General features: G+C 71.6%; 21 protein-coding genes and 1 pseudogene (1 of these 22 running past the window's edge). 9 read left to right on the top strand and 13 right to left on the bottom strand.

Annotated elements, in window-relative coordinates; genetic code table 11:
- Positions 1 to 153: 153 nt before the first annotated feature.
- The gene (locus ABIE45_RS14425) at positions 154 to 2,508 is read left to right on the top strand and encodes a PAS domain-containing sensor histidine kinase (protein WP_192708509.1); all 2,355 of its coding nucleotides are present in this window, start codon (positions 154 to 156) and stop codon (positions 2,506 to 2,508) included.
- 6 nt (positions 2,509 to 2,514) lie between these two features.
- Here the strand turns inward: ABIE45_RS14425 and ABIE45_RS14420 are convergent, their stop codons facing one another.
- Positions 2,515 to 2,934: a hypothetical protein gene (locus ABIE45_RS14420; RefSeq protein WP_373622350.1), complete on the bottom strand. Its 420-nt coding sequence runs from the start codon at positions 2,932 to 2,934 to the stop codon at positions 2,515 to 2,517.
- Between the two features lie 14 nt (positions 2,935 to 2,948).
- Between ABIE45_RS14420 and ABIE45_RS14415 the strand changes: the two genes are divergently transcribed.
- Positions 2,949 to 3,233 carry a hypothetical protein gene (locus ABIE45_RS14415; RefSeq protein ID WP_192708508.1) on the top strand — a complete coding sequence of 95 codons (285 nt, stop codon included), beginning with the start codon at positions 2,949 to 2,951 and terminating at the stop codon, positions 3,231 to 3,233.
- Between the two features lie 423 nt (positions 3,234 to 3,656).
- Here the strand turns inward: ABIE45_RS14415 and ABIE45_RS14410 are convergent, their stop codons facing one another.
- The 4 genes from ABIE45_RS14410 to ABIE45_RS14395 form a co-directional block, all read right to left on the bottom strand.
- A complete protein-coding gene (locus ABIE45_RS14410) occupies positions 3,657 to 4,799 on the bottom strand; it encodes a GNAT family N-acetyltransferase (RefSeq protein WP_192708507.1) in 1,143 nt (380 codons plus the stop codon).
- Positions 4,796 to 6,106 carry a lipopolysaccharide biosynthesis protein gene (locus ABIE45_RS14405; RefSeq protein ID WP_210331778.1) on the bottom strand — a complete coding sequence of 437 codons (1,311 nt, stop codon included), beginning with the start codon at positions 6,104 to 6,106 and terminating at the stop codon, positions 4,796 to 4,798. The genes ABIE45_RS14410 and ABIE45_RS14405 overlap by 4 nt, the downstream gene beginning before the upstream one ends.
- Positions 6,107 to 6,192: 86 nt before the next feature.
- On the bottom strand, positions 6,193 to 6,912 hold the full coding sequence (locus ABIE45_RS14400) for an SGNH/GDSL hydrolase family protein (protein WP_373622883.1): 720 nt from the start codon (positions 6,910 to 6,912) through the stop codon (positions 6,193 to 6,195).
- A gap of 134 nt (positions 6,913 to 7,046) precedes the next feature.
- Positions 7,047 to 8,144, bottom strand: a complete 1,098-nt coding sequence (locus ABIE45_RS14395; RefSeq protein WP_192708504.1) for an OpgC domain-containing protein — start codon at positions 8,142 to 8,144, stop codon at positions 7,047 to 7,049.
- Positions 8,145 to 8,315: 171 nt separating this feature from the next.
- Here ABIE45_RS14395 and ABIE45_RS14390 point away from each other — a divergent pair, with 171 nt between their 5' ends.
- Complete coding sequence (locus tag ABIE45_RS14390) at positions 8,316 to 8,582, top strand: hypothetical protein (protein ID WP_192708503.1); 267 nt, start codon at positions 8,316 to 8,318, stop codon at positions 8,580 to 8,582.
- 33 nt (positions 8,583 to 8,615) lie between these two features.
- Here ABIE45_RS14390 and rfbA read toward each other — a convergent pair whose 3' ends face one another.
- The 4 genes from rfbA to rfbC all read right to left on the bottom strand — a co-directional run bounded on the left by rfbA (position 8,616) and on the right by rfbC (position 12,109).
- The gene (gene rfbA / locus ABIE45_RS14385; protein WP_192708502.1) at positions 8,616 to 9,515 is read right to left on the bottom strand and encodes a glucose-1-phosphate thymidylyltransferase RfbA; all 900 of its coding nucleotides are present in this window, start codon (positions 9,513 to 9,515) and stop codon (positions 8,616 to 8,618) included.
- Positions 9,512 to 10,417 carry a dTDP-4-dehydrorhamnose reductase gene (rfbD, locus tag ABIE45_RS14380; protein ID WP_192708501.1) on the bottom strand — a complete coding sequence of 302 codons (906 nt, stop codon included), beginning with the start codon at positions 10,415 to 10,417 and terminating at the stop codon, positions 9,512 to 9,514. The genes rfbA and rfbD overlap by 4 nt, the downstream gene beginning before the upstream one ends.
- Positions 10,417 to 11,466, bottom strand: coding sequence for a dTDP-glucose 4,6-dehydratase (gene rfbB, locus ABIE45_RS14375; RefSeq protein WP_192708500.1), 1,050 nt, complete (start codon positions 11,464 to 11,466; stop codon positions 10,417 to 10,419). The genes rfbD and rfbB overlap by 1 nt, the downstream gene beginning before the upstream one ends.
- Positions 11,467 to 11,557: 91 nt before the next feature.
- Positions 11,558 to 12,109: a dTDP-4-dehydrorhamnose 3,5-epimerase gene (rfbC, locus tag ABIE45_RS14370; protein ID WP_192708499.1), complete on the bottom strand. Its 552-nt coding sequence runs from the start codon at positions 12,107 to 12,109 to the stop codon at positions 11,558 to 11,560.
- Positions 12,110 to 12,285: 176 nt separating this feature from the next.
- Here rfbC and ABIE45_RS14365 point away from each other — a divergent pair, with 176 nt between their 5' ends.
- Positions 12,286 to 13,200: a hypothetical protein gene (locus tag ABIE45_RS14365; RefSeq protein WP_192708498.1), complete on the top strand. Its 915-nt coding sequence runs from the start codon at positions 12,286 to 12,288 to the stop codon at positions 13,198 to 13,200.
- Positions 13,201 to 13,207: 7 nt separating this feature from the next.
- Here ABIE45_RS14365 and queE read toward each other — a convergent pair whose 3' ends face one another.
- Positions 13,208 to 13,840, bottom strand: a complete 633-nt coding sequence (gene queE, locus ABIE45_RS14360) for a 7-carboxy-7-deazaguanine synthase (RefSeq protein WP_192708782.1) — start codon at positions 13,838 to 13,840, stop codon at positions 13,208 to 13,210.
- Positions 13,841 to 14,094: 254 nt separating this feature from the next.
- Here queE and ABIE45_RS14355 point away from each other — a divergent pair.
- The 5 genes and pseudogenes from ABIE45_RS14355 to nth (ABIE45_RS14335) all read left to right on the top strand — a co-directional run bounded on the left by ABIE45_RS14355 (position 14,095) and on the right by nth (ABIE45_RS14335) (position 18,535).
- Positions 14,095 to 15,634: pseudogene (locus tag ABIE45_RS14355) on the top strand (D-alanyl-D-alanine carboxypeptidase family protein).
- A gap of 60 nt (positions 15,635 to 15,694) precedes the next feature.
- Complete coding sequence (locus ABIE45_RS14350) at positions 15,695 to 16,789, top strand: GTP-binding protein (RefSeq protein ID WP_192708496.1); 1,095 nt, start codon at positions 15,695 to 15,697, stop codon at positions 16,787 to 16,789.
- Between the two features lie 104 nt (positions 16,790 to 16,893).
- Positions 16,894 to 17,757, top strand: coding sequence for a GNAT family N-acetyltransferase (locus ABIE45_RS14345; protein WP_192708495.1), 864 nt, complete (start codon positions 16,894 to 16,896; stop codon positions 17,755 to 17,757).
- Between the two features lie 63 nt (positions 17,758 to 17,820).
- Positions 17,821 to 18,297: an endonuclease III gene (nth, locus tag ABIE45_RS14340; RefSeq protein WP_373622349.1), complete on the top strand. Its 477-nt coding sequence runs from the start codon at positions 17,821 to 17,823 to the stop codon at positions 18,295 to 18,297.
- Positions 18,298 to 18,301: 4 nt separating this feature from the next.
- Positions 18,302 to 18,535, top strand: coding sequence for an endonuclease III (nth, locus tag ABIE45_RS14335; RefSeq protein ID WP_373622348.1), 234 nt, complete (start codon positions 18,302 to 18,304; stop codon positions 18,533 to 18,535).
- A 6-nt stretch (positions 18,536 to 18,541) separates the two neighbouring features.
- On the opposite strand, the gene ABIE45_RS14330 is transcribed toward nth (ABIE45_RS14335), so the two are convergent.
- The 3 genes from ABIE45_RS14330 to ABIE45_RS14320 form a co-directional block, all read right to left on the bottom strand.
- Positions 18,542 to 18,859, bottom strand: coding sequence for an HPr family phosphocarrier protein (locus ABIE45_RS14330; RefSeq protein ID WP_192708494.1), 318 nt, complete (start codon positions 18,857 to 18,859; stop codon positions 18,542 to 18,544).
- Between the two features lie 128 nt (positions 18,860 to 18,987).
- Complete coding sequence (locus ABIE45_RS14325; RefSeq protein ID WP_192708493.1) at positions 18,988 to 23,334, bottom strand: translocation/assembly module TamB domain-containing protein; 4,347 nt, start codon at positions 23,332 to 23,334, stop codon at positions 18,988 to 18,990.
- Positions 23,335 to 23,788, bottom strand: partial view of a BamA/TamA family outer membrane protein gene (locus ABIE45_RS14320; RefSeq protein ID WP_192708492.1) — the final stretch only. Its footprint extends 1,502 nt past the window's final position; 454 of the gene's 1,956 nt are visible here — the last part of the coding sequence; the start codon falls outside the window, past its right edge — the gene reads right to left on this strand; its stop codon occupies positions 23,335 to 23,337.

The raw sequence follows: 23,788 nt of genomic DNA, 5'->3' as shown, positions 1-23,788 counted from the left end.
TCCAACCGGGCGACCCAGCAACACCGGGCGCCCGTCAATCCCTCGGGCCAAAAAACCCGTGGACAAATGGCCCCCCGAGGTGATTGTATTCACACAGATTCGGGGGGCAGGACGCCTCGACCGGTTCGCAGCTCCCACGGGCGAGGTTCGGCCATGCCGGAGGCGGGTTCCGCTTCCTTCTCCGCGCGTGCGGATTCGAGTCTCACCGTCTCGTGGCCGATGCGGGCGCGGGATCCGCGGCTCGGCCAAGCGGAGCGCTGGTTGCGCTACGCCGTGCCGGGCACGCTCGCGATGTTCCTGGCCTGCCTCGTCGGACTGGCGGCGCTCCACATCCAGGGGCAACGCGCCGAGATCCTGGCCGGCGCGCGCGCCGAGATCGAGGGCTTCGCCCGGCTGGCCGCGCGGGCGGTCGCGCCCGCCGGGACCGTCGCGTCGGACCTCCAGACCCTGATGCCGGAAAGCGGCCGCCATCCGGGCCGGCGCCTGCTGCTGGTTCGGCCCGACACGCGCATCGCCGCCGCCCATCCGCCGCTTCCGGCCGACCTGACGACCCTCGCCCAGGTGCTCGGCGACGGCGAGCCGCTCTCGGGCCTCGGCGAGCGCGCCGGCGCCATGGCTCTCGAGCTTCCGGGCGGCGAGAGCGTGCTGGCCGCAGTGCACAGCCTGCCCGGCGGCGCCGGCCAGGTGGCGGTCCTCCAGCCGGTCGAGCCACTGCTGCGCGGCTGGAGCGCGCGGACCCGCGACCAGATCGTCCTGATCGCGGCTGCGGCCCTGGTCATCGTCGGCGTCGGCCTCGCCTACGGCCTGCAGACCCGGCATGCGGCACGGGCCGACCGGGCCCGTGAGCAGATCCGCGGCCGCCTCGAGACGGCCCTGCGCCGCGGCGCCTGCGGCCTCTGGGATTGGGATGTCGCCCGGGGGCGGATCTACTGGTCCGACTCGATGTACAGCCTGCTCGGCTACCGGCGGCAGCACGAGTACCTCTCCTTCGGCGACGTCAACGGCCTGGTTCACCCCGACGACGGGGATCTCTACAGCCTCGCCCGCGGGCTGGCCGCCAACCAGACGTTCATCGACCACGCCTTCCGCATGCGCGGCTCCGACGGGGCCTATGTCTGGCTCCGCGCCCGGGCCGAGGTCGTCGCGGACGCGGCCGATGGCGGCCGCCACCTTGTCGGCATCGCCACCGACATCAGCGAGCAGCGGGCGCTCGAAGAGACCAACGCGGCGGCCGACATGCGCCTGCGCGATGCCGTCGAGGCGATCTCGGAGGCCTTCGTCCTCTGGGACACCGGAAACCGGCTGGTCCTGTGCAATTCCAAGTTCCGGCATCTCCACGCCCTCAGCCCCGAGGATGCCCAGGCCGGCCGCAGCTACATGGACGTGATGGGCCGGGGCGTGCTGCCGCAGGTCCGCCGTGAATCGCCCGATGCCGGCCGGGCCCTGATCGGAATGACGTCGCGCACCTTCGAGGCCGAACTCGCGGACGGCCGCTGGCTCCAGATCAGCGAGCGGCGCACCAAGGATGGCGGCTACGTCTCGGTCGGGACCGACATCACGAGCCTGAAGCGCAATCAGGAGCAGCTCCTGGCGTCGGAACGGGAATTGATCGAGACGGTCAAGGACCTCAAGCGCTCCCGCCGGACCCTCGAGCTGCAGACCCAGCAACTCGCCGACCTCGCCGAGCGCTACCTCGACCAGAAGGCCGCTGCCGAAGCCGCGAGCCAAGCCAAGTCCGAGTTCCTCGCCAACATGAGCCACGAGCTGCGCACGCCGCTCAACGCCATCATCGGCTTCGCCGACGTGATGGAGAACGCGGTGCTCGGGCCGCTCGGGACCCCGCGCTACACCGAATATTGCCGCGACATCCGGGAGAGCGGCTCGCACCTGCTCTCGATGATCGACGACATCCTCGACATGGCGCGGCTCGAGGCGCGCCGGGTGCGGCTGGATCCCCGCGCGATCTGCGCCGAAACGGCCATCGCGGCCGCGCTCGCGCCCGTCGAGGCCGCGGCCCGCGAGAAGGCCATCACCATCAGCGTCGACGTCCCGCAGGGACTCGACCTGCTGGCCGACCCGAACGCGATGCAGCAGATCCTCGCGAATCTCATCCAGAACGCCCTGAAGTTCACGCCGGCGGGCGGTCAGGTCGTGGTGCGCGCCCGGCGCGCCGGGACACGCACGCACCTGTTCGTCGAGGATAACGGCATCGGGATCCCGCGCTCCGATCTCGCACGCCTTGGTCGCCCCTTCACGCAGGTGGAGACCCAGATGACCCGCAGCCACAAGGGATCGGGGCTCGGTCTCGCCATCACGCGGTCGATGGTCGAGTTGCATGGCGGCTCGCTGCGGATCCGCTCCGAAGTCTCGGTCGGCACCATCGTCCTCGTGCGCCTTCCGGCCCCCAGTGCCGAGCGCTCGGATCAGACCCTTCCTGAGGTCTCCGCCCCTCGCCCGGTCGCGGCAGCCCGGACCGGCCGGCGCGCCGCGCGCCCGGTCGCGGCCTGACGCGCCCTAACGGCGCGGATCCAGGCCGCCGAGGCGAGCGACCCGGCCTTGCTCCGCGTGCCAACGTGCATCCGCCACGGCCCGGGTGAGACGCCGGATGCGCCAGCGGCGGTACGGCGCCAGCATCGGATTGCCGCCGAGCCTGGCCTGATGCCGCTGCAAACGCCGGAGCAGGGCCGGCAATTGTGCCGCGGCCGCGTCGCCGGTGGCGATCTCGATGGCGCGCAGTTCCGCCCAAAGCCCCGCCTTCCAATCTTCCATGACGGGTCCGCCTCCGCGCTGGTATCCCGGTCGAGGCAGCTCGGCCTGTCCGGGCTTTTGAATCGCCCGGGTGCCGCCGCGTCCGCGGCGTGACGGCACGCTGCGAAAACCCGCGGCCCGGTCGGGTGTTTGCTCGCCATAGGATCCGTCATGCGGATCGGACATGGAGGATACGGACGATGCCATCGCGAACAACCCTGCGCTTCACTCTGGCGACCCTGGTTGGGCTCGCCGCGGGTCCGGCGCTCGCGCAGAGCACCGGATACGTGACAGGTTTTCCGGGCAAGGATCCTGCGGGTGACGAGGAGATCGGCTGGGGGCCAGCCTATCGTCCGGAGACGAGTTTTTCTCAGCCCGGCACACCGCCGACCCCGGGGGAGATCGCCGGCCGCGCCTACCGGACGCGCACCGGGCACGGCGTCTATGACCGGGTCGAGGGCGACGGTCCGTACCGGAGCCGCTGAGGCCGGCAGCTGGGCCGCGTCGCATCGGCAGGTTGGATTTTGAGCCAAGGCGCCGAGAAGAGAGCGTGTTTCCCTCCCGAAAAGGTCTACGGAAAACACGCCTCAGAATTTCCAGCTCGCCCTGACGAGACGTTCTCAGTCTTGCTCTCCGGATTAGGGCTGCCGAGACGATCCCGCCCCGTCATTCCGGGGCCGCGCAGCGGAGCCCGGAATCCAGAGCCGCCGACGCGGCAAGCATCTGCACCGAGGGTGGTTCTGGCTTCCGGGCTCGCCTTCGGCGCCCCGGAATGACGGCGGGGGTCATCACCATGTGCGAAGGTCGATCGCTGTTAGGGAACAGCGGCCAGGCCCAGGCGACATCCGCTGGCCTCCCTGCTGAAGCCAAAGCTCTGCAGAATCCTCAGCCGCGTTTGTAGAACCGGCCTAGCGCCGCCCGAGGGCGCGCTTGGCCGTGCTGCGCGCCTGCGCCTCGAAACGCGCGAGCCGCAGGCGCCGCTCTAGGGAGAGGGCGTGGCTGCCGGGCGGCACGGCGATGATCTCGGCGATCCGCGTCCGGTCGCGATAGAGGCTTTCCAAGGCCGATCCCTCAAGCGTCGCCGAATCCAGTCGGTCGGCGAAGCCGGTCTCGTGACAGGCGCGCACGATCTCGGCCTCGAGCAGGAGCCCCGGTGCGTGGCTGCGGAGAGTCTCGTCGTAGGCCGTCTTGAGCAGGGTCGCGGTGCCGGCACCGACAAGGGCGAGGCTGATCGCGATGGGGCGCCCGTCAAGGGTCAGCGCATCCGCGCGGACGCCGACCGGACCGGATCCCGCGGAGAACAGGGTGTGGGCAAGCGCGACGGTCTCCGGCCGGCATGCCATGGCCGTGCCGGCCTGTCCTTTCCAGCCCGCGCGCTCCAGGTCGAGAAATGCCGCGACGAGGCGTTCGAGATCCGCCCCGCAGGCGGCGCTCTCGTGTGCGACGGTGCCGGCCTCCGCGAGCCGGCGGGCCCGGCGGCGCAGATCCTTGAACCGCGCGCGGTTCGGATGGCCCGCCAGGAATGCGTCGTGATCGGCCCGCCGCTCCATGACGGGACGATCGAAGTCCGACACCGTGCCGATCGCCCAGCCGCGGGCCCGCATGGCCGCCAGCATGACCGGTCCGGCGCCGTCCTCGGTCGGCAGCAACGGCCACCGCCAGGCGCGCCCGCCGGACGCGGACGCGAGGCCGTCCACCAGGGCCTGCGCGTGCGCGGCCCGGTGTGGCCCGTCGGCGATCAGCGGTGCCGAGGCTGTCATGAACGGAGACAGGACGGGCCGTGCGACCCGGCCGCTAAGCCCGGTGATGTCGCGGGCCATCGTATAGGGCAGGAGCGCGACGAGCTTCGCTCCGTTCCGGATGGTCACGAATCGCAGGCCGTTCGGCAGCAGGCCGGCGCTCCGGTGCGCCGCGATCACGTGCCGCGAGACGTGCGGGTGCGGCGCGACGCCGGAGGCGAACAGGGTATCCCAGTCGGCCGCATCCGGAGGTCCGTCGCAGGCGTGTGACAGACCGAAGCTGCCCTGGGCGGCCGCCGCGACCGGGCTCATCCGACCGCTCCCGCCGACCAGACGGGTGTCGGGAGCCCGTGAAGCTGCCCGGCGGCGCGGGCGAGAAGCCAGGCCCGCGCGACGGTGGCGAGGGCGACCGCCAGGGCGGCCCCGAGCGGTCCGAAGGCCGGAACAAGTGCGAAGCACAGGCCCGCGGCCGCGATCAGTGTCCCGGCGGTGAGGCCGGCGCAGAGGCGCTCGCCGCCCAGCATGGTCAGCAGATCCTCGCCCGGCCCGAACAGGCTCGCCGCGACGCTTCCGGCCAGGAGCACGCACAGGATCGGCACGCTCGCGCCGAGATCCGCGCCGAACATCGCCAGGAGCAGCGGGCTCGCGGCCAGGATTGCGCCCCCGACCGCGAAGGTCGCGGCCGCCGTGGTCCGTCCCTGGCGCCGGACCAGTTCGGCCAGCAGGAAGCGGTTGGCCTGGGCCTGGGCGGCGCTGTAGCGCTGAAGCGTCGCCGCGCTGATCGCGAAATGCACGAACACGACGAATTGCTGGATGCGCGTCGCCGCGAAATAGAGGCCGACTTCGGCCGGGCTCACCAGCGCCCCCAGCACGATCACGTCGACGAAGGTGAAGCCGGCATTGGCGAGGTCGATCGCGGCGATCGGCAGGCTGACGCCGAGCCAGTTCCGCCAGCGGTAGCGGTGCGGGCCCGCGGGAAGGGCCTTCCGGAGCCGTGCGGCGAGGAGGCCGGCCTGCAGCGCCGTCGCGGCGGCCGCGGCGGCCAGCATGCAGGCCATCGCGACTTCCGCGCGCGGCGGCGCGCCGACGAGGACGGCCCCGGCCATGCAGGCCATCATCAGGGTCTGCCGAAGCAGATAGGGCGGCGCGATGGCGAGACCGACCCAGTTCTGGCTACGCGCCACGCCCTCCAGATAGTCCTGAAGCGCGAAGAACGGCATGACGCAGAGGGCGACCGCGATCGGCGCCCGGTAGGCCGGCGCGAACAGGTTCGGCTCGAGGATGAGCAGCGCCGCGCCGAGGCCCGCGACGGCGAGCGCCGCACCGCCGGTCATCAGCGCGCCGGCCCGGATGTAGCCGCGCGCCAGGTCGAGATCGCCCTGCGCCTGATCGCCCGGCACGAACCGGCAGGCGCCCTGCGACAGCCCCAGGGTCAGGGTATGGCCGAGCATCGCGGTCCAGACCCAGACGGAGGCGAAGATGCCGTAGGCATCCCACCCCATCAGCCGCGCCGCCAGGACCTGGGAGCCGTACGCGAAGCCGGCCGAGCCGACCCGGATGGCGAAGACCGTGAGGGCTGCTCGCTGCGGTCCGCTGCGCAATCCGCGGAGGCGTCTCATCGCGCGGGCGGGGAGAGCCGTGGCTGACACTACGCGCTCCGCGCCGGACCCGGGTCCGGCGGGACGCCGACCTCTGGTTGTCGGATCTAGCCCGGGGCGCGTTGCGGCTCGGTTAAGGGCTTTGTCGACGGATTGGCCTTCGGCTCCGCGGGCACGTCCATCCGCATCAGCGAGGTGGCGATCGTCAGGGCCACGTGCTCGGCCATGCACCGCAGGCCGAGATCGTTGAGCCGGAACTGGCGCCCGAGCATATGGCCTTCGCCCTTGTCGCTGCGCCGCGACAGGTACCGGAGGGCCTCGTAGCGCCGCACCAGCGGCACCTGCTGCTGTGTCGCGACCGTGCGCACCGCCTCGACGATCCGGTTGTAATCCGCGTCGGCCGCCATGCTGGCGGTGTAGAGCGGATCGACCAGCACCACGTCGATTCCGTGAGACCGGATCCAGGCGACCGCCTCGTTGAGCGCGCTCGCGAAGGCGTCGGCATCGACGCGGGCGATGGCGTCGTGCGTCCCCACCTGCCAGACGACCAGATCGGGCTCGGCCTCGGCCACCATGGTGCGGACGCGCTCGGCGGCTCCGGAGGCGATCTCGCCCGGCAGGCCGCGGTGGTCGATCACGACGTCGACCTTCGGAAGCGCCTGTTCCAGGGCCGCTTCCAGCTTCGCCGGATAGGAGGCCGACGCGCCCGGTGCCGCGCTGCCGCCGATCGCCAGGATTTTGATCGGCCGGTTCTCCGTCAGCGCCGCCTTGACGCTCCCGAGCTTGGCGGCCGTGTAGAGCTGCGCACCCGGGACGCGGCATTCCATGGACAGACCCGGCTCGCCGGATCCGGCATCGGCGGGTTGCTGGGCGACGACCGGTGCGCCCAGGATCGCCAGCAGGATGGCTGCGGCCCCGAACAGGCCGGTGCGGAGCGGCAACACGGAGCGACACGCCTGCATCACGGGCGCGGTCGTGACGACTTGCTGCGGCTGCGCCATTCGACGAACCATGCCGTAAACCCCAGCCCCACGAGGCCCGAGCCGGCGACCAGCATATCGATCAGCAAGCCGCCGCCGGTCTGAAAACGCACGAGCTGCCCGATCAGGCTCAGGATCGAGCCCATCGAGAAGACAGCCAGGGAGTTCCGGCCCATCTGAGAGAGATAACCGGCGATGCGGCCGATTCGCGGGACCAGTACTGCGTAAAGCGGTGCAAACGCTAACAATACCCCCAGAAAATGAACCAGTCGGGCCGGCGTCAGATAGGTTTTCTCGAAAGTGAAGAGCAGGCGCGGCTCCGGCACCACCATCGGGTCGGGGCGGATCTCGGTCACGGCGAGCACGATCCCGAGGAGCACGATGGCGATGCCGGCGGGAAACAGCCGGCGCGACCAGCGGCGCAGGGCGTCGGAGCGCAGGTTCCAGCCCTGGAGCACGAAGCCCAGCACCAGCAGGAGCTGCCAGCAGAGCGGGTCGAAGAACCAGTCGCCCTCGCCGGGCCAGGACGGCACGTTCCACTCGAACACGAGGCTCGCGAGATAGATGCTCCCGGACAGCGCCAGGGCCGCGATCAGGCTGAAGCGGCCGACCAGCACGAAGACCGGCGCGACGCCGATGAGCAGCACGTAGAGCGGCAGGATGTTGAAATAGCCGAGCTGGTAGGTCAGCAGGGCCATGCCGCAGACGGACTGGATCGGGTCCGCGAAGAACCCGCCCGCATTGTGCCATTCGAGGATGAGCGGGTTGTCGAGCAGCAGGGCCGCGCCGGCGATGATCGCGAGCGCCAGCAGCATCACGGTGAGCTGGGCGCGGTAGACCTCGACGGTGCGCGCCAGGAGCCGCACCACGCTGCGTCCCGGCGGCTCCGGCACGCCGTCGCGCCCCCGCGTGGCGATGCCGATCGACCAGCCCGCCAGGAAGACGAACAGCTCGGCCGCGTCCGAGATGCCGTACTGCGAGAAGGTGTACCGCTCGAAGGTATTGCCCGGGATATGATTGATGAAGATCGTGACCAGGGCGAAGCCGCGCCAGAAATCGATCGCGTTGGGGTCCCGCATCGTCGCGGCGGCTCCGAGGTTCCGGCTCTTCAGATCGTCGACGGGCGGCTGTCGGCCCCTGATAAGGGGCCGCGCCGGGTCTGCAAAGGCGGACGAAGGTGGAGGACGTGCGCCGCGTCGAACCCGGCGGTCACGGTCGCGTTTACGCTCCGGCACGGAGCCCTTCGCACGATGACCCGCCCGATCACGATCCTCGGTCCCTCGATCCTCGCTGTGGTCCTGATGTCGGCCCTCGACCCGGCCCAGTCTCAGACCGGCACGGGCCGCGGTCCCGCCTCGACCGCAGCCGCGCCGAACACCTCGTCGGTCGGTCGCGTCATGCCGCCGAGCCGCGGCGCCGGGGCGGCCACGCCGAACGCCAGGCGCGACCGGACGAAGCGCGAGGTTCAGAACGACCGGCTGATGCGCGGGATCTGCATCGGCTGCAACGCCCGGTGACCCGGCCCGGGCCGTCGACCGCCGGTCGGACCGCTACTTGCCCCGGCGCAGGCGCAGGTCGTCCTCGCTCTCGCGCGCGAGCCGCAGCAGGTTCTGGCCGTAGGCGGTCTTGGCGAACATTTCGCCGCGGGCCACGAGCTGGTCGCGGGTGATGAACTTCTGCAGGTAGGCGATCTCTTCCAGGCAGGCCACCTGGAGGCCCTGGCGGTGCTGCAGGGTGCGGACGAACTCGCTCGCCTCCAGCAGGCTGTCGTGGGTCCCGGTATCGAGCCACGCGTAGCCGCGCGACATCCGCTCGACATGAAGCTGGCCGCGCTGGAGATAGGCCTCGTTGACGCTGGTGATCTCCAGCTCGCCGCGCGCCGAGGGCTTCACGTCGGCGGCGATGTCGAGAACCTGGTTGTCGTAGAAGTACAGGCCCGTGACCGCCCAGGTCGATTCCGGGTTCTGCGGCTTCTCGACGATCTTGGTCGGGCGGCCCGACTTGTCGAGATTGACCACGCCGTAGGCCTGCGGGTTGTCGACGTGATAGGCGAACACTGTCGCGCCCTGCCGGCGGCCGGCGGCGCGCTCCAGAAGCTCGCCCATGCCGGCGCCGAAGAACAGGTTGTCGCCGAGGATCAGCGCCACGTCGTCGTCGCCGACAAAGTCGCGCCCGATGACGAACGCCTGGGCGAGGCCTTCCGGCCGCGGCTGCAGCGCGTAGGAGAACTGAAGCCCGAACTGCTCGCCGGTGCCGAACAGCCGCTTGTAATTGTCGAGATGCTCGGGCGAGGAGATGATCAGGATCTCGCGGATGCCGGCCAGCATCAGCACCGAGACCGGGTAGTAGATCATCGGCTTGTCGTAGACCGGCAGCAGCTGCTTGTTGATCGACAGCGTGGCCGGGTGCAGCCGCGTGCCGGAGCCGCCGGCCAGAACGATGCCCTTCATGGCTTGGAAACTCCCTCTGAGACCGGCCCGACGAGCCGGTCCAGGATATCGTCGAGCGCCGCCTGCCAGGGCCGCGGCGCGATGCCGTAGGCGTCCGTGAGGCTGTCGGTGGACAGGCGCGAATTGGCCGGCCGCCGGGCCGGGGTCGGGTAGGCGGAGGTCGGGATGCCCTTGACCGGCACCGAGCGGCCGCCGCGGCGGGCCGAGCCGGCCACGATCGCCTCGGCGAAGCCGCGCCACGTGGTGTCGCCAGCGTTCACGCAGTGGAACGTGCCGGTCGGCGCCGCCGCATCGGTGGCGAGGCGCTGCGCGATCGTCGCGAGGGCCACGGCGAGGTCGGCGGCCGAGGTCGGGCAGCCGTGCTGGTCGTCGACCACGGTCAGGGCGTCGCGCTCGGCCGCAAGCCGCAGCATCGTCTTGACGAAGTTGCCCCGGTGCGGGCTGACCACCCAGGCGGTCCGGACGATCGCGTGGCGCGGATTGCCGGTCCGCACCGCCAGCTCGCCCGCAGCCTTGCTGGCCCCGTAGACGCTCTGCGGGTCGATGGCGTCGTCCGGCGCGTAGGCCCCGTCCGGCTTAGTGCCGGCGAACACGTAATCGGTCGAGACGTGGACCAACGGGATCTGCCGCGCTGCCGTGGCGGCCGCCAGGATCGCCGGCGCGAGTGCGTTAAGGCGCCACGCCGCGACCACGTCGGATTCGGCCTTGTCGACGGCCGTGTAGGCGGCGGTGTTGATCACCGCGCGGTAGTCCCGGGCCGTCAGCGCCGCCGCGACGGCGTCCGGGTCGGTGATGTCGAGGTCCGCGCGGCCGGGCGCGTGCACGGACACGTCGCCGGGCCAGGACAGCGCCTGCAGCTCGGTGCCGACCTGGCCGGCGCCGCCGAGGACGAGGATGTCCATCAGCCGTTGAGCCCCAGGCGCTCGCCCTTGTACCGGCCCTCGCGGATCGGGCGCCACCAGCTCTCGTTGTCGAGGTACCAGGCGACCGTCGCCTCCAGCGCCTGCTCGAAGTTCTTCTGCGGGCGCCAGCCGAGCTCGGTCTCGGCCTTGGTGCAGTCGATGGCGTAGCGCCGGTCGTGGCCTGGACGGTCGGCCACGAAGCTGATCAGCTGCTCGTGCGGGGCGCTCTCGGGGCGCAGCCGGTCGAAGGCCGCGCACAAAGCCTTCACCACCGCGAGGTTGTTGCGCACCGCCCGGCCGCCGAGCAGGTAGGTCTCGCCGATCCGGCCGCGCTCCAGCACGGCCACGAGGCCCTTTGCGTGGTCCTCCACGTGGATCCAGTCGCGCTCGTTCAGGCCGTCGCCGTAGACGGGCAGCTTCCGGCCCTCCAGGGCGTTGAGGATCATCAGCGGGATCAGCTTCTCGGGGAAGTGCCGCGGCCCGTAATTGTTCGAGCAGTTGGTCACCAGCACCGGCAGGCCGTAGGTCTCGTGCCAGGCGCGGGCGAGGTGGTCGGACGCCGCCTTCGAGGCCGAGTAGGGCGAGCGCGGATCGTAGCGGCTGTCCTCGGTGAAGAACGCGCCCGGCGGCAGCGAGCCGTAGACCTCGTCGGTGGAGACGTGGAGGAAGCGGAAGGTCTTCTTCTCGGCCTCCGGCAGGGCCTCGTAATGGCCGCGGGCGCCGTCGAGCATGGTCTGGGTGCCGATGACGTTGGTGCGCACGAAGGCGCCCGGATCGGTGATCGAGCGGTCAACGTGGCTCTCGGCGGCCAGGTGCATCACCGCCTGCGGCTTGAACTCGGCATAGGCCTTCTGGACGGCCTCGCGGTCGCAGATATCGGCCTCGACCAGGCGGTGGCGCGGGTTGTCGGCGAGCGTGGCCAGGGAGACCGGATTGGCCGCGTAGGTCATCGCGTCGAGGGTGCAGACCTCGTGGCCGAGGTCGTTGACGAGGTGCAGCACCAGCGCCGAGCCGATGAAGCCGCAGCCTCCGGTCACCAGGATGCGCATGGCGAATAACCCTCTTATGAATCGTCTTGAGCAGAATGACGGGGCAGAAGACCGGCCGGCGTGACCAAATTACGGCCGCGTCCCGCGGATATCAGAACACCCGCCCGAGATCGGCGAGCTTCGGGGCGCGGCGGTCCTTGTCGGAGAGGATCGCCGCCTCGGACGAGACCGGCCACGGGATCCCGACCTCCGGATCGTTCCAGGCGAGGGCCCGGTCGTGCTCGGGGCTGTAGTAATCGTCGACCTTGTAGGCGACCATGACGTCGGGGGTCAGGGTGCAGAAGCCGTGCGCGAAGCCGTGCGGGATGAACAGCTGCTCGCCTTTGTCGGCATCGAGCGTCACGGCCACGAACTTGCCGAAGGTCGGCGAGCCGCTGCGGATGTCCACCGCCACGTCGAGGATCGCGCCCTGCAGGACGCGGATCAGCTTGGCCTGCGCCCGGGGGGCGATCTGGAAGTGCAGGCCGCGGATCGTCCCCTGCGGCGCCGAGAAGGACTGATTGTCCTGGACGAAGGCGGTGGTGATGCCGGCGCGTGCCAGGGCATCGGCCCGGAACGTCTCGGAGAACCAGCCGCGTGCGTCGCCGAAGCGCTTGAGCACGATGCGCTTCACGTCCGGAATCTCGGTCTCGATGACGTCCATGCCAGCGCCCTTCCCGCGGATCCTGTCGCGAGGCTCAGCGGACGCTGCCGCTTCTGCGGCTCCGAGCCGTGCAGCCGCCGCGCCGAACGCAACCGCGATGATCGGCCCGCGACTTCCGGTCATTCGCCGGCCGTGTCAAGGCGTTGTCCATGCGCTGCCGTTCGCGAGGAGAGCTGATGACGGGCGGATCGGGACATTCCGTGCCCGCCCTGCTGCTCGAGCAACTCGCCGATCCGGCCTGCGCTTGGAGCTTGGGCAGCTACGGAGCTGTCGCGGTCTTTTGCCTGGGTCCAGGAGAGGCGGTTCGGACCCTTGCGGATGGCCGGATCGGCCTGGTCACCGGCCGGGGAGCCGTGGCGCTGACCGCGTCTCCCGATCTGAGGCCATTCGCCTACGAGACCGGCTTCTCGGGCGGCTGGAGCCAGACGGTCGCTTTGTGCCTGCCGACGGATGCCTGTGCGATGGGCCGACGCATCGTCCTGACCGAGCTCGGACCCGACGCGGCGGCTGCGCGGCCGCAGGATCGCGAGGGCATCCTGTTCGATCTCGGGTTGGGCCTCGAGGCGGTGGATGCCTGCGTGCGCGTGGCCGAACCGGCGGCCATCGATCGCCTCCGGGCCGGACTCGGCCGCCCGCTCCTTGCCGCGGGCGACACGCTCCGCGCTGCCCTGGCGGCCTTGAGCCCGCATCGGGTATTCGTCGCCCGGTTCGGGCGGATCGAGGTCTACACGCCGATCCCACCGGCGGGTGGGACGACGCCCCCGGGGCCGCACAGCCATGTGCTGCCCCAACTCCTGCGGCTCCGGCGGACTCACGCGGCAACCGCGCCGATCCCGTCCGGCTGGGTGCCGTGCGCCAGCCTGCACCCGGGCCATCCCTGCAAGGATGCCATGGGCCGACCTGTGCCGTTCGATGCCGAGCGTCACGCCGCCTTCGGTCGCCTGCTCGATGACTGGGGCGATCCGGCGCTCGCCGCCCTGCGGCGGGCGGCGCTGGCCGGCCACGAGCCCGATCCGCAATCGGTCACCGGACGTGCGGCGCGGTCCGCGCTTCGGGCCGCACGGGCCCAGCGCCGAGCCATGCCCGGGTGAGCGCGGCTCAGGGGATGCCGATGATCTTGTGGGTCTGCAGCGACAGGCGCCAGCGGGCGTCCCGGCGGCAATAGGCGATTGCGGCCTCCGTGCTGGCGACCCGGTCCGGCCCGTCCATCGGCTGGAGGAAGCGGTGGCGGAAGCCGAGGCCGACGAAGTCGGCGGGGTCGGCGTCCGCCTGCGGGTAGACCAGCTTCAGCTCGTGGCCGGTGGTCTGCGCGAGGGCGTTGCCGCCCTTCGGGCTGACGCAGATCCAATCGATGCCGGGTGGCGCCGGCAAGGTCCCGTTGGTCTCGATTGCGATCTCGAAGCCGCGGGCATGGACCGCCGCGATCAGAGCCTCGTCGAGCTGCAGCAGCGGCTCGCCGCCCGTGAACACCACGTAGTGGTTCTCCGGCCCGCCGGCCCAGCTCTGGGCGATCGCGTCGGCCAGCGCGTCGGCGTCGGCGAAGCGCCCGCCGCCCTCCCCGTCCATGCCGATGAAGTCGGTGTCGCAGAAGCGGCACGCCGCCGCCGCACGGTCGGCCTCGCGCCCGGACCAGAGATTGCAGCCGGCGAACCGGCAGAACACCGCCGCGCGCCCCGCCTGGGCGCCCTCGCCCTGAAGGGTGTGGAAAATCTCCTTGACCGCGTAAGCCACTGTCGTCCCAGCCATCGTCCCGCGCGACGCGCCGCCTGCACATAGGCGGTGGACGGCTTGTGGACCACCGACAACCACGCCGCGCAGACCCGCCGTGCGGTCTCGCCTTGCTCTTGCCACGGTGGACCCGTTCATGCCGTGATGCAGCGCGGCGACCGAACGCGGCCGTCCGGGTTGTGCCTGTATCCGGCCGGCGGCCGGAAGGCCGACGCCTCGGCGTCGACCCTGGCGATCCTCTGACGAGTCGGGCTCGAATGTCCTCTTCTCTCCTCCGGCGATTGTCCGTCGGGCTTGCGGCGCTGACGGGTCTCCTCGGCACGAGCCTGATCGGGATCCGCGCCGCGGATGCCGTCACGGTGCCGATCCTGGTGGCCGACGTGGATTCCGGCAAGGTGATCTACGCGCAGGCGCCGACCGATCCCTGGTACCCGGCTTCCATCACCAAGCGTGATGACCACCTACGTCGCCCTCGATCTGGTGCGGCAGGGGAAGGTCTCGCTCGATTCGATGATCACAATCTCGGCGGCCGCCGCCGCGGAGCCGCCCTCGAAGATGGGCTTCAAGCCGGGGACGCAGCTCACCCTCGACAACGCCCTCAAGATCATCATGGTGAAGTCGGCCAACGACATCGCCTACGCGATCGGCGAGAATCTCGGCGGCTCGATCGACACCTTCGCCGCCATGATGAACGAGACCGCGGTGCGGATCGGCATGCGCGACAGCCACTGGTACAATCCCAATGGCCTGCCCGACCCCCGCCAGTGGACGTCGGCCCGCGACATGGCGGTGCTCGCCCGGGCGCTGATCCGCGACTTCCCGGATTCGCACGACCTGTTCTCGATCTCGGCGATCCAGTTCGGCCGCGCCGTGATGCCGAACCACAACGGGCTGCTCGGCCGCTATCCCGGCACCGACGGGATGAAGACCGGCTTCATCTGTTCGGGCGGCTTCAACGTGGTGGCGACCGCGACCCGCAACGGCCGCCGGATCGTCACCATCGTGATGGGCCAGCCGAGCCCGCGCGAGCGCGACGTGAAGACCGCCGACCTGTTCGACTACGCCTTCGGCCAGAGCGCGGGCTGGACCAGCCCGACCCTCGAGGCGCTGCCGGCCTCGGCGCTGCCGGCGCCGCCGGACATGCGGCCCTTCGTGTGCGGTGGCAAGAAGCCGCCCGCCATCGAGGACGGGCCCGGCGCGCTGAGCGCCCCCGGGTCGGCAGCGCAGCTGATCGGCGGCTCGGCGGCCAATTCTCCGGCCCTCGCGCTCGCCGCCTTCTCGAACCCAGCATTGCGCGCCCGGAGCCTGCCGCCCCGGGCTCCCCTCCAGCCGATCGCCGTCTGGATCGGCCGCAATCCGGCCGAGGGTCAGCAGATCCTCGAGAGCCAGGAGGCCGAGCAGAAGGCTGCGGCCGCCAACACCCGCGCGGCGAAGCTCGAGGCCGCCAAGGCCAAGCGTCTCGCCGCCCTCGAGGCGGCCAAGCAGGCCCGCGAGGCGCGGGCGGAGCGTGCCCAGGCTGCCCGAGAGGCTGCTAAGGAGGCCGCCAAGACGACGGCCAAGCCGGCGCCGAAACTCGCCGCGAAGGCGGGCCGCCCGCTGCCGCACGCCGCCAGCGCCTATACCGCCGTCGAGACGCCGTCGATGCCGGAGGCCAAGCCCGGCAAGGGCCTGTCGAAGCCGGCCGCGAAGGCCACCGCGCACAAGCCAGCGCCCGCCAAGGCGGCGCCTGCCAAGGAGTCATCCGGCAAGTCGGCGGCCAAGAAGCCGGCGGCCAAGAAAGCCGCGGCCGACGAATAGGACGTGCCGCTCGGCGCCGGCGCGTTGCCGCGGGCGCCGGCAGACCCCACTTCGACGCCCATGTCACTCAGTCCCGCGCCTGCTCCGGATCCCCGCCGCCCGGAGCCGATCCCGCTCACCGTGCTCACCGGATTCCTGGGCGCCGGCAAGACCACGCTGCTGAACCGGCTCCTGCGTGACCCCGCGCTCGCCGATACGGTGGTGATCGTCAACGAGTTCGGCGAGATCGGTCTCGACCACCTCCTGATCGAGACGGTCGACGAGGACATGATCCTTCTGGGCGCCGGCTGCCTGTGCTGCACGGTGCGGGGCGACCTGATCGCGACGCTGGAGGATCTGCTGCGCAAGCGCGACAACGGCCGGATCCGGCCGTTCCGCCGCGTGGTGATCGAGACCACCGGCCTCGCCGACCCGGCGCCGATCCTGCACGCGCTGATCTATCACCCGTATCTCGTGCTCCGGTATCGGCTTCAGGCCGTCGTGACCGTGGTGGATGCCGTCACGGGGGCGGCGACCCTCGACGCCCATCCGGAGGCTGTGCGGCAGGCCGCGGTCGCCGACCGGCTCGTCCTCACGAAGGCGGATCTGGCGGGCGATACGTCCGGGATCCGCGCACGGCTCGCCGCGCTCAATCCGGCGGCCCCGATCGTCCTGCCGGAGGAACCCGCGGACGCGCTGCTCGGCGGGCTGTTCGGCCTCGACGGCAAGGCGGCCGACGTCCGGGCCTGGCTCGGTGACGCAACGCTGGCGGAGGCGGATCCCCACGCGCACGACGTGAACCGGCACGACGCGTCGATCCGGGCCCTGTGCCTGACCAGCGAAGCCCCGGTGCCCCGCCCCGCCTTCGAGATGTTCATGGATCTGCTGCGGTCAGGCCATGGGCCGAAGCTGCTGCGGCTCAAGGGTATCGTCGCGCTCGCCGACGATCCCGACCACCCCATCGTGGTCCATGGAGTGCAGCACGTGTTCCACGCGCCCCTGACGCTGCCGGCCTGGCCCGATCCCGACCACACGTCCCGGCTCGTGCTGATCCTGCGCGACCTGGATCCGGCCTTCGTGCATCAGTTGTGGGACGCGTTCCTGGGGCGCCCGCGTGTGGACGCCCCTGATGCCGCCGCCCTCACCGACAATCCCCTCGCGCTGTCGGGTTTCTGAGGGCCGGCGCGCGGCATCGTCCTTGAACCCATCGACCCGAATGGCGCTTCCGCAGCGCCGGATCGTCCCGAAATGGGACGACGCGTCGACAGGCAGGACAGGCGATGGCGCCACGCTTCACCGTGATACAGGGCGGCCTGCTCGAAAGGCCGGCGCCCGCGACGCAGGCGATTTCCGGCTGCGGCGAGAGCAGCGCGGTCTGGCGGGTCGATCTCCGCAGACCCGGCGCCGTGGATGCGACGTCTGTCTCCGCCTGGCGGGCCCTGCTGGTCAGGAATGCCGTAACCGATCCGCTGCGCGATCCCGATCACCTGCTGCCGCTCGCCCAGCACCGTCCGGCCGGGCGCCGGATCGCGGTGGCCCTCGCCTGGGACCGGGATGCCGAGACCGGTCTTGAAGCGCTGCGCGGCGTGGTGCCACTGGCGATGCCCCACCCCGTCCTAGGCGGCCGCGCCAGGGCTTGGCAGCCCGTTGAGGCGGAGATCGCCGCCCTGGTCGAGCCGGCGGCCGCGGAGGCGGTGGATCGCGCCCTGCGGGTCCGGCTCGGAGCGCTGCGCCGCACGATCCGCCTCGCTGGAGCTGTCGAGCCCGCGCGCAACCCGGTGCCGTTCCGCCCCGTCCTCGCGGCGCGCCGCGCGGCGCAGCCGCGGCGGATTCCGGCCGACAGCCTCATCGGCGTGAGGCCCGAGGGCTGGGAGCTGCCCGGATCCGAGATCCTCGCGGTGACCGGGCCCGAAGCGGTGCGCGATGCGGTCGAGACCTTTCTCACCCTCGACGCCCGGACCGCCAAACGCCCGATCATCGCCGATCCGGCGGAGGCCTCGTTCGTCCGGGTGGTGAGCCGCCTGTTCGCCCGCCGCGGCGCCCTGCGGGTCGAGTTCCTGCGCCGGGCCGGCGAGGTCGTGGCCGGAACCCTTCATCTCGGCGCCGGGCCAAGCGCCGTGCCCTGGCGGCGGGCGAGGGTCTGACCGGTCAATCCGCCGCGTGCGTTGCGGCTGTCGGAGCGCCCGCCGGGGCTCTAGCTCGCCTCAATGGCGCGCGACACAACCGACGGTCCTCCGACCGCCTCACGCCGGACGTCCACCGGCCGGGCGATCTCGCCCCCCGAGACCGGAGACGCCGACCGTGTCGCGGCCGTGCTCGCACGTCTGGCCGAGGCCGACCCGGATCCGAAGGCCGCGTTCGATCGGACCGACCCGTTCCGCCTGCTCGTGACGGTGCTGCTCTCGGCCCAATCCACCGGGCCGACCGTGTCCCGCATCGCCGAGGCGCTGTTTTCCGAAGTTCAGGATCCGGCCGGGGTGCTGGATCTGGGCGAGGCGCGCATCACCGAGATCATCCGCCCGGTCGGGCTCGGGCCGTCCAAGGCGCGCAACATCGTCAAGCTCTCGGCCGCCCTGATGTCGGAATTCGGCGGCGCGGTTCCGCAAAGCGCCGCTGAGATGCGCCGCCTGCCGGGGCATCGGCCGCAAGAGCGCGGAAGTCACGGCGAACTTCGCGTTTCATGAGCCGGTGATCGCGGTCGACACGCACGTCTTCCGGGTATCGAACAGGATCCCGCTGGCGCCGGGCGCCACCGTCGATGCCGTCGCCGACGGACTCGCCCGGATCGTGCCGGAGCGGTTCAAGGACGGCGCGCATGTCTGGCTGTTCCGTCACGGCCGGGACACCTGCACGGCCCGCAGGCCGGCCTGCCCGCGCTGCCTCGTCGCGGATCTGTGCACCTGGCCGGGGAAGGCGACCTGAGAGTCGCTACTCGTCCTCGCCGAAGCGGTTGGCGATCAGTGCCTCAATGGCGTCGAGGCACGGCTCGGCATCCTGACCGACGGCCGTCACGGCGATGCGGGTGCCCATGGCGGCGCCCAGGGTCAGCAGGCCCATAATCGAGCGGCCGCCGACCGTCTCGCCCGCCCGGGTCACCGTGACCGCGGCTTGGTAGCGCTCGACGGTCTGCACGAACTTGGCGGAGGCACGGGCATGCAGGCCGCGCCGGTTGATGATCGGCAGCATCCGGAGGAACCCGCCCTCCGGCACTGGGACGTCGTCGTCCGTCTCGAAAAGCTCGTCCATCGTTCTGGATGTTTCCCGCCCGATCCGCGGCTGCCGCGGCCGCTTGAGCTGAACCTAAACCATTGACCGGGCGTGTCGATCCCGAACCGCCACGCCGATTGGGCCAATCTCCGCGGGTCCGCCGCCGGCTACCATTCATACTCGGCGCCCACGCCGAGGCTGGTGCGGCCGTCGCTGCCCGCCTCACCCTTCAGCTTGATCCGCCGCGTCACGTCGAAATCGACGCCAACCGCCGTGTCGGCGGGCTTGGCACCGGCCTTCACGCCGACGCTGACCCGGTCCGAGATGTAGCGCGAGGCGCCCAACGCCGGCCCGCCGCTGGCCCCGGTCGACACGTCGAGGCTGTCGAGTCCGAGGCCTTTGCGCGCCTGCTCGAACAGGTCCGGTCCGGCGGCGCCGCCCGAGAGCTGCGCGACCGCCTGCGCGAGCTGCAGGGCCTGGAACGGCGACAGGCCGCCGGCCGCCTTCTTGAACAGCAGGCGCGACAGGATCTCGTCCTGCGGCAGGACCGGGTCGGAGGTCAGGGCGAATTGCGGCGCGTCCGCCGGCCCCGAGACCGCGACGCGCGCGGTCACGTCGCCGGCCTTGGTCTCGGCGGCGAAATCGAGTTCGGGCGTGGTCAGACTACCCGCGAAGGTCAGCTTGCCGCGGCTGAAATCGAGGCGCTGTCCGACGAGTTCGAGGCGGCCGCGGCGCATCGCGAAGGCGCCGACGGCGTTGGGTGCCGCGGAGGTGCCGGTGACCCGCAGCGAACCTCCGAGTTCCGCGTCGATCCCGCGGCCGCGTACGAAGATGCGGCTCGGTGCATCCACCGTTACGTCGAGGGTGGCGTCGAACGGTACGGCGGGCTTCTTCGGACGCCGCTTCGGGCTGATCGCGGCCTTCCGGTCAGCCCGCTGCGCCAGGCGCGCCCGGACGTCCGGCGAGGTGTTGACGTGGCGCACGCCCGGCAGGGGCCGAACGGTCGCGGGAAGGCGATCCGGCACAGCGACGTCGATCGACACGACATTCACCCGGCCGGCGATGCGCGGCGTCCGCACCAGCGGGCCGGCCAGCATGAGATCGGCGCTCGACACGGCCGTCATCAGCGGGCTCGAGACCAGCTCGGCCCTGTCGGCCACGACGTGGAAGCTGCCGGGAAAGTCCGGCTGCAGGGCCACACGCCCGGTGACCGAAACCCGGCCGCCGTTGCGGGTCGCGGCGTTCAGCCGCTCGACCACGAGGCTGTCGCCCTGGCCGGTAACCCGCCCCTCGATTGCGGTGAGCCGGATACCGTTGAGCGGGTCGGTGAAGCTGCCGCCGGTCAGCACCGCCGCTCCCTGTGCCCGGGGCGCCGCCAGCGTGCCGGTGACTCCGCCGTCGATCGCGACCCGGCCGGTAACGCTCTGGCCGCCGACGCTCAGCATGGAATTAGCCAGCGCCGCCTCAAGGGTCCCGCGGGCGCGCAGGTCGAGGGGACCGCCGGGCTCGACCGGCAGCGTCCCGGCCACCGTCAGGGCGACGCCGCGCCCGGCCGTCACGCGCCCGTCGAGGCTGGCCTTCCCGTCCGACAGAGTTCCTTTGGCGCTGGCATCGATCGGCGGCAGGCCGGCCTGCCGGGTCTGCGGCGCCACCAGCTTGGCGATCGTGAGCGCGTAGCGCCCCTCGGGCCGGTCCGCCGGCCCGCGCAGTTCGGCCTCGCCGTCCAAAGTCCCCGACAGCGCGAGATCGGGGGCGGCGATCCGGGCGAGCGAGAGCGGCAGCGCGCGAAGCGCCACCCGCAGGTCGAGGTCGCGCCCGGCCCGGCCCGCGACCGTGATCCGCCCGGAGCCCGCCGCGATCGCGACATTGTCGATCACCGCGCCGCCGTCGCGCAGGGTGATCGTGGCCGGTCCGCTCAGGGCGAAGCGGTCAGCGCCGCGGGCGGCCGCGAACCGCTGGATCTCGATGCGCGTCTCCTCGGCCGGAACGAGCCGGGCGGCGGCGTCGAGTCCGAACCCGCGGGCCTTGGCGGTCAGCGTCACGTCGCTGCCGCTCGGATTGCCGACGGCGGCGAACCGGACCGCATCGATCTGCTGTCCGGCAGCAAGCAGCCGGTCGGCGTCAAGGCGCCCGTCCAGGACCGGATGGGCCCTGAGGTCGCGGCCCTTGAGATCGGCGTCGAGCCGGGTCAGGCCATAGGTCCCGTAGCGCAGGGCAGCCCCGCTCGCCCGGATGACGGCATCCTGGCGCCCGCCGTCCCGGGTGAGGGTCACGCCGGCATCGAGCCGTCCCGCGATCGGCTCCGGCGCCAGCGGTGAGAGATCCTCCAGATTGCCGGCCCGCACCGCCAGCGAACCGGCCGACAGCCAGGTCTCGGTCGCGACCCGCGCGTTCCCCTCCACCGCGACGGAGCCGAGATTCAGCGCGAGCCGGTCGACAACCCAGTCCTCACCGGCGTGCGCGACGTGGGCCTCGCCGGTGAGCGGCTTGCCGCCGATGTCGCCGCCGAGACGCAGGCTGCCGTCCGGAACCAGAAGTGCGTCCTTCAGGATCGCTTCGACCCGCAGGTCGCGGATCGGCTTGCCGTCGGCCGTGGCCGCGGGCGCCGTCAGGATCGCCGTGAGGTCCGGGTGCTCAAGGGAGCCGGTGAGCCGTGCATCGATGCCGGCACGCCCCGTCAGACGCCCATCGAGATCGGCGAGGCTCTTCAGGTCGAGCCGGCCGGCCACATCGGCTCTGGCCGAGGTCGCCTCCCCCTGGAGCGTCGCGGTCAGGCCGGTGCCATCCAGGCGCAGATGGTCGAAGCCGTAACCGTCGTAGGATTGCGCGATCCGTCCTTGAAGGCTCGGCGCGCGTCCCAGGGCGCGGTCCGCGGCCGCGAGTCCGGTGACGAGCTTCGCCGTTGTCAGGTCGAGATCGGCCGCCAGGGCTTTGCGGGCCGGATCGCCGCTGAGCCGCGCCTTGGCGTCCAGACTGCCCGCCAGGCCGCGCCCGGCGATGCCGGAGAAGACCGAGAGATCCGGCAGGGCGGCGGTGACGGTCCCGGTCAGCGTGTTCTGGCCGATGCGCCCGGCATAGGTCGCCCGCGCCGTTTCGGCGTCGAAGCGGAGCGCGGCGACGTCCACCACGCCGTCCGGGCCGGCGGTCGCCCGCAGCGTGAGCTGCGCGCGGCTGCCGACGGCCCGGCGCAGGGCTGGATCGGCGAGACGCAGCCCCTCGATCGTGCCGTCCGCGCTGATCGCGAAACGCTGCGCCGCGGCCTCGCCCTGCGGCTCGACACCAAGTCGCGCCGCGATGTGCTCCAGGGCCGAGTCGCGGCTACGCAGGCCCTCCGCTTCGAGACTGCCGTGGATCGTCGGCCCCGTGATCGGGCCTTTCAGGCTGCCGTCGAACACGAGCTTGCCGATCTCGGCATCCCCGGCCCGAGTAACCACGCCCTCGGTCGGCACAGCGCGGGCCTGGAGCGTCAGGTCGGCGATCCGGTCCTTGGACAGGCTGCCACCCGCCGCGAGACGGGCGGTGCGCGAGGTCAATTCCAGCCGGTCGATCCGGAAGGCGCCGCTGTCGGCGAAGGCCAGACCACCTTCGAGCTTGGTCGTGCCCGCGAATACCGAGGCCGCCGGCCCCGGCACGAGGCCTTCGATCCGTGCCGCGAGATCGAGGGCGAGCCGGCGTTCGGCGCCGATGCGGGAGATCTTCGCGCCGCCCCTGGCGCCGATCTCCGGCCCGGCGGCGAAGTCGAGCTTGGCGGACCACGCGTCGAGCGTCCCTGTCCCGTCGAGATCGAAGTCGATGGGCGGCGCCCCGGGAATATTGGCCGCCCGCGAGAGCAGGCCTCCCGCCGGCTCGATGAGGTTTGCCTTCACATCAAGACGATCGCCCGTCGGCACGTAGAGCAGGCTGAGCAGGAACCGCCCGGCCGCATCGAGGCGCTGCGCCCGAGCCTGCAGGTCGAGCCCTTCGCTCGCCGCGCCGAGTCGCGCACGCCCCTCGGCCGAGAGCCGGGCCGGCTGCCCGGCGACCGCCTCGCCGAGCACCAGCTCGGCCAGCTTGAACCCCTTGATCTCGACCTTCACGGGCAGGTCCGGCAGCAGCTTGCCGTCGGGCTTGGCCTCGGGCGGGGTCGGACCGGGCACCGGGCGGCGAAGCACTTCGAGACGCCCGATCTCGAGGCTGTCCACCTCCAGCCGCCCCGACAGAAGCGCGAGCCGGCGCCAGACGATCCGCGCCTTGTCGAGCTTCAGCCAGACACCGTCGCGGTCGCTCACCGCGACGTCGCGGATCGTGGCGTCGGACGACAGGGCACCGTCCACCGCGCCGATGGCCACCCGCGACGACGGGGTCGAGAGCGCCCGGGAGAGCAGCCCCCCCAGCACGGACTTGTCGCCCGCGTCGGCGCGCGTCAGCGTGACAGCCGTCGTCAGAAGAACGGCGAGGCCGATCAGGATGCAGGCCAGGCGCCCCGCCCTGCCGAAGGCCCGTCGCGCGTCTGTCAGCCCGTGAATAACAGCCATTCAGAACGCCTGCCCCAGGCTGAGATACAGGACGGCCGGTCGTACGTGGCCGCCCTTATAGGGGTCGAGCGGGAAGGCGAGATCCGCGCGGATCGGGCCGATCCCGGTGTAGTAGCGCAGGCCGATGCCGACCGATTTCCGGATCTTCTCGTCGAAATCCGGCACCGCGGAGGCGAAGGCCGTGCCCGCGTCGAAGAACGGCACCACCCCGATCGTGTCGGTGACCTTGATGCGGGCCTCCAGCGAGGCTTCCAGCAGGCTGCGGCCGCCGATCGGCAGGTTGTAAGGCCCGATCGGACCGAGGGTCCGGTAGGGATAGCCGCGCACCGAGCCGCCGCCGCCCGCGAAGAAGCGGAAATTGTCCGGGATGTCACCCAGCGGCGCGCCGGAGACCGAGCCGAACCCGACCCGGCCCGCCAGGATGTAGCGCGCTTCCGCGTCGAGGGCGTAATAG

This window comes from Methylobacterium sp. OAE515 (genome assembly GCF_041806315.1).
Taxonomy (GTDB): Bacteria; Pseudomonadota; Alphaproteobacteria; order Rhizobiales; family Beijerinckiaceae; genus Methylobacterium; species Methylobacterium tardum.
Note: the sequence above shows the minus strand (reverse complement) of the source record. Positions and strands in the feature narration are given on the sequence as shown.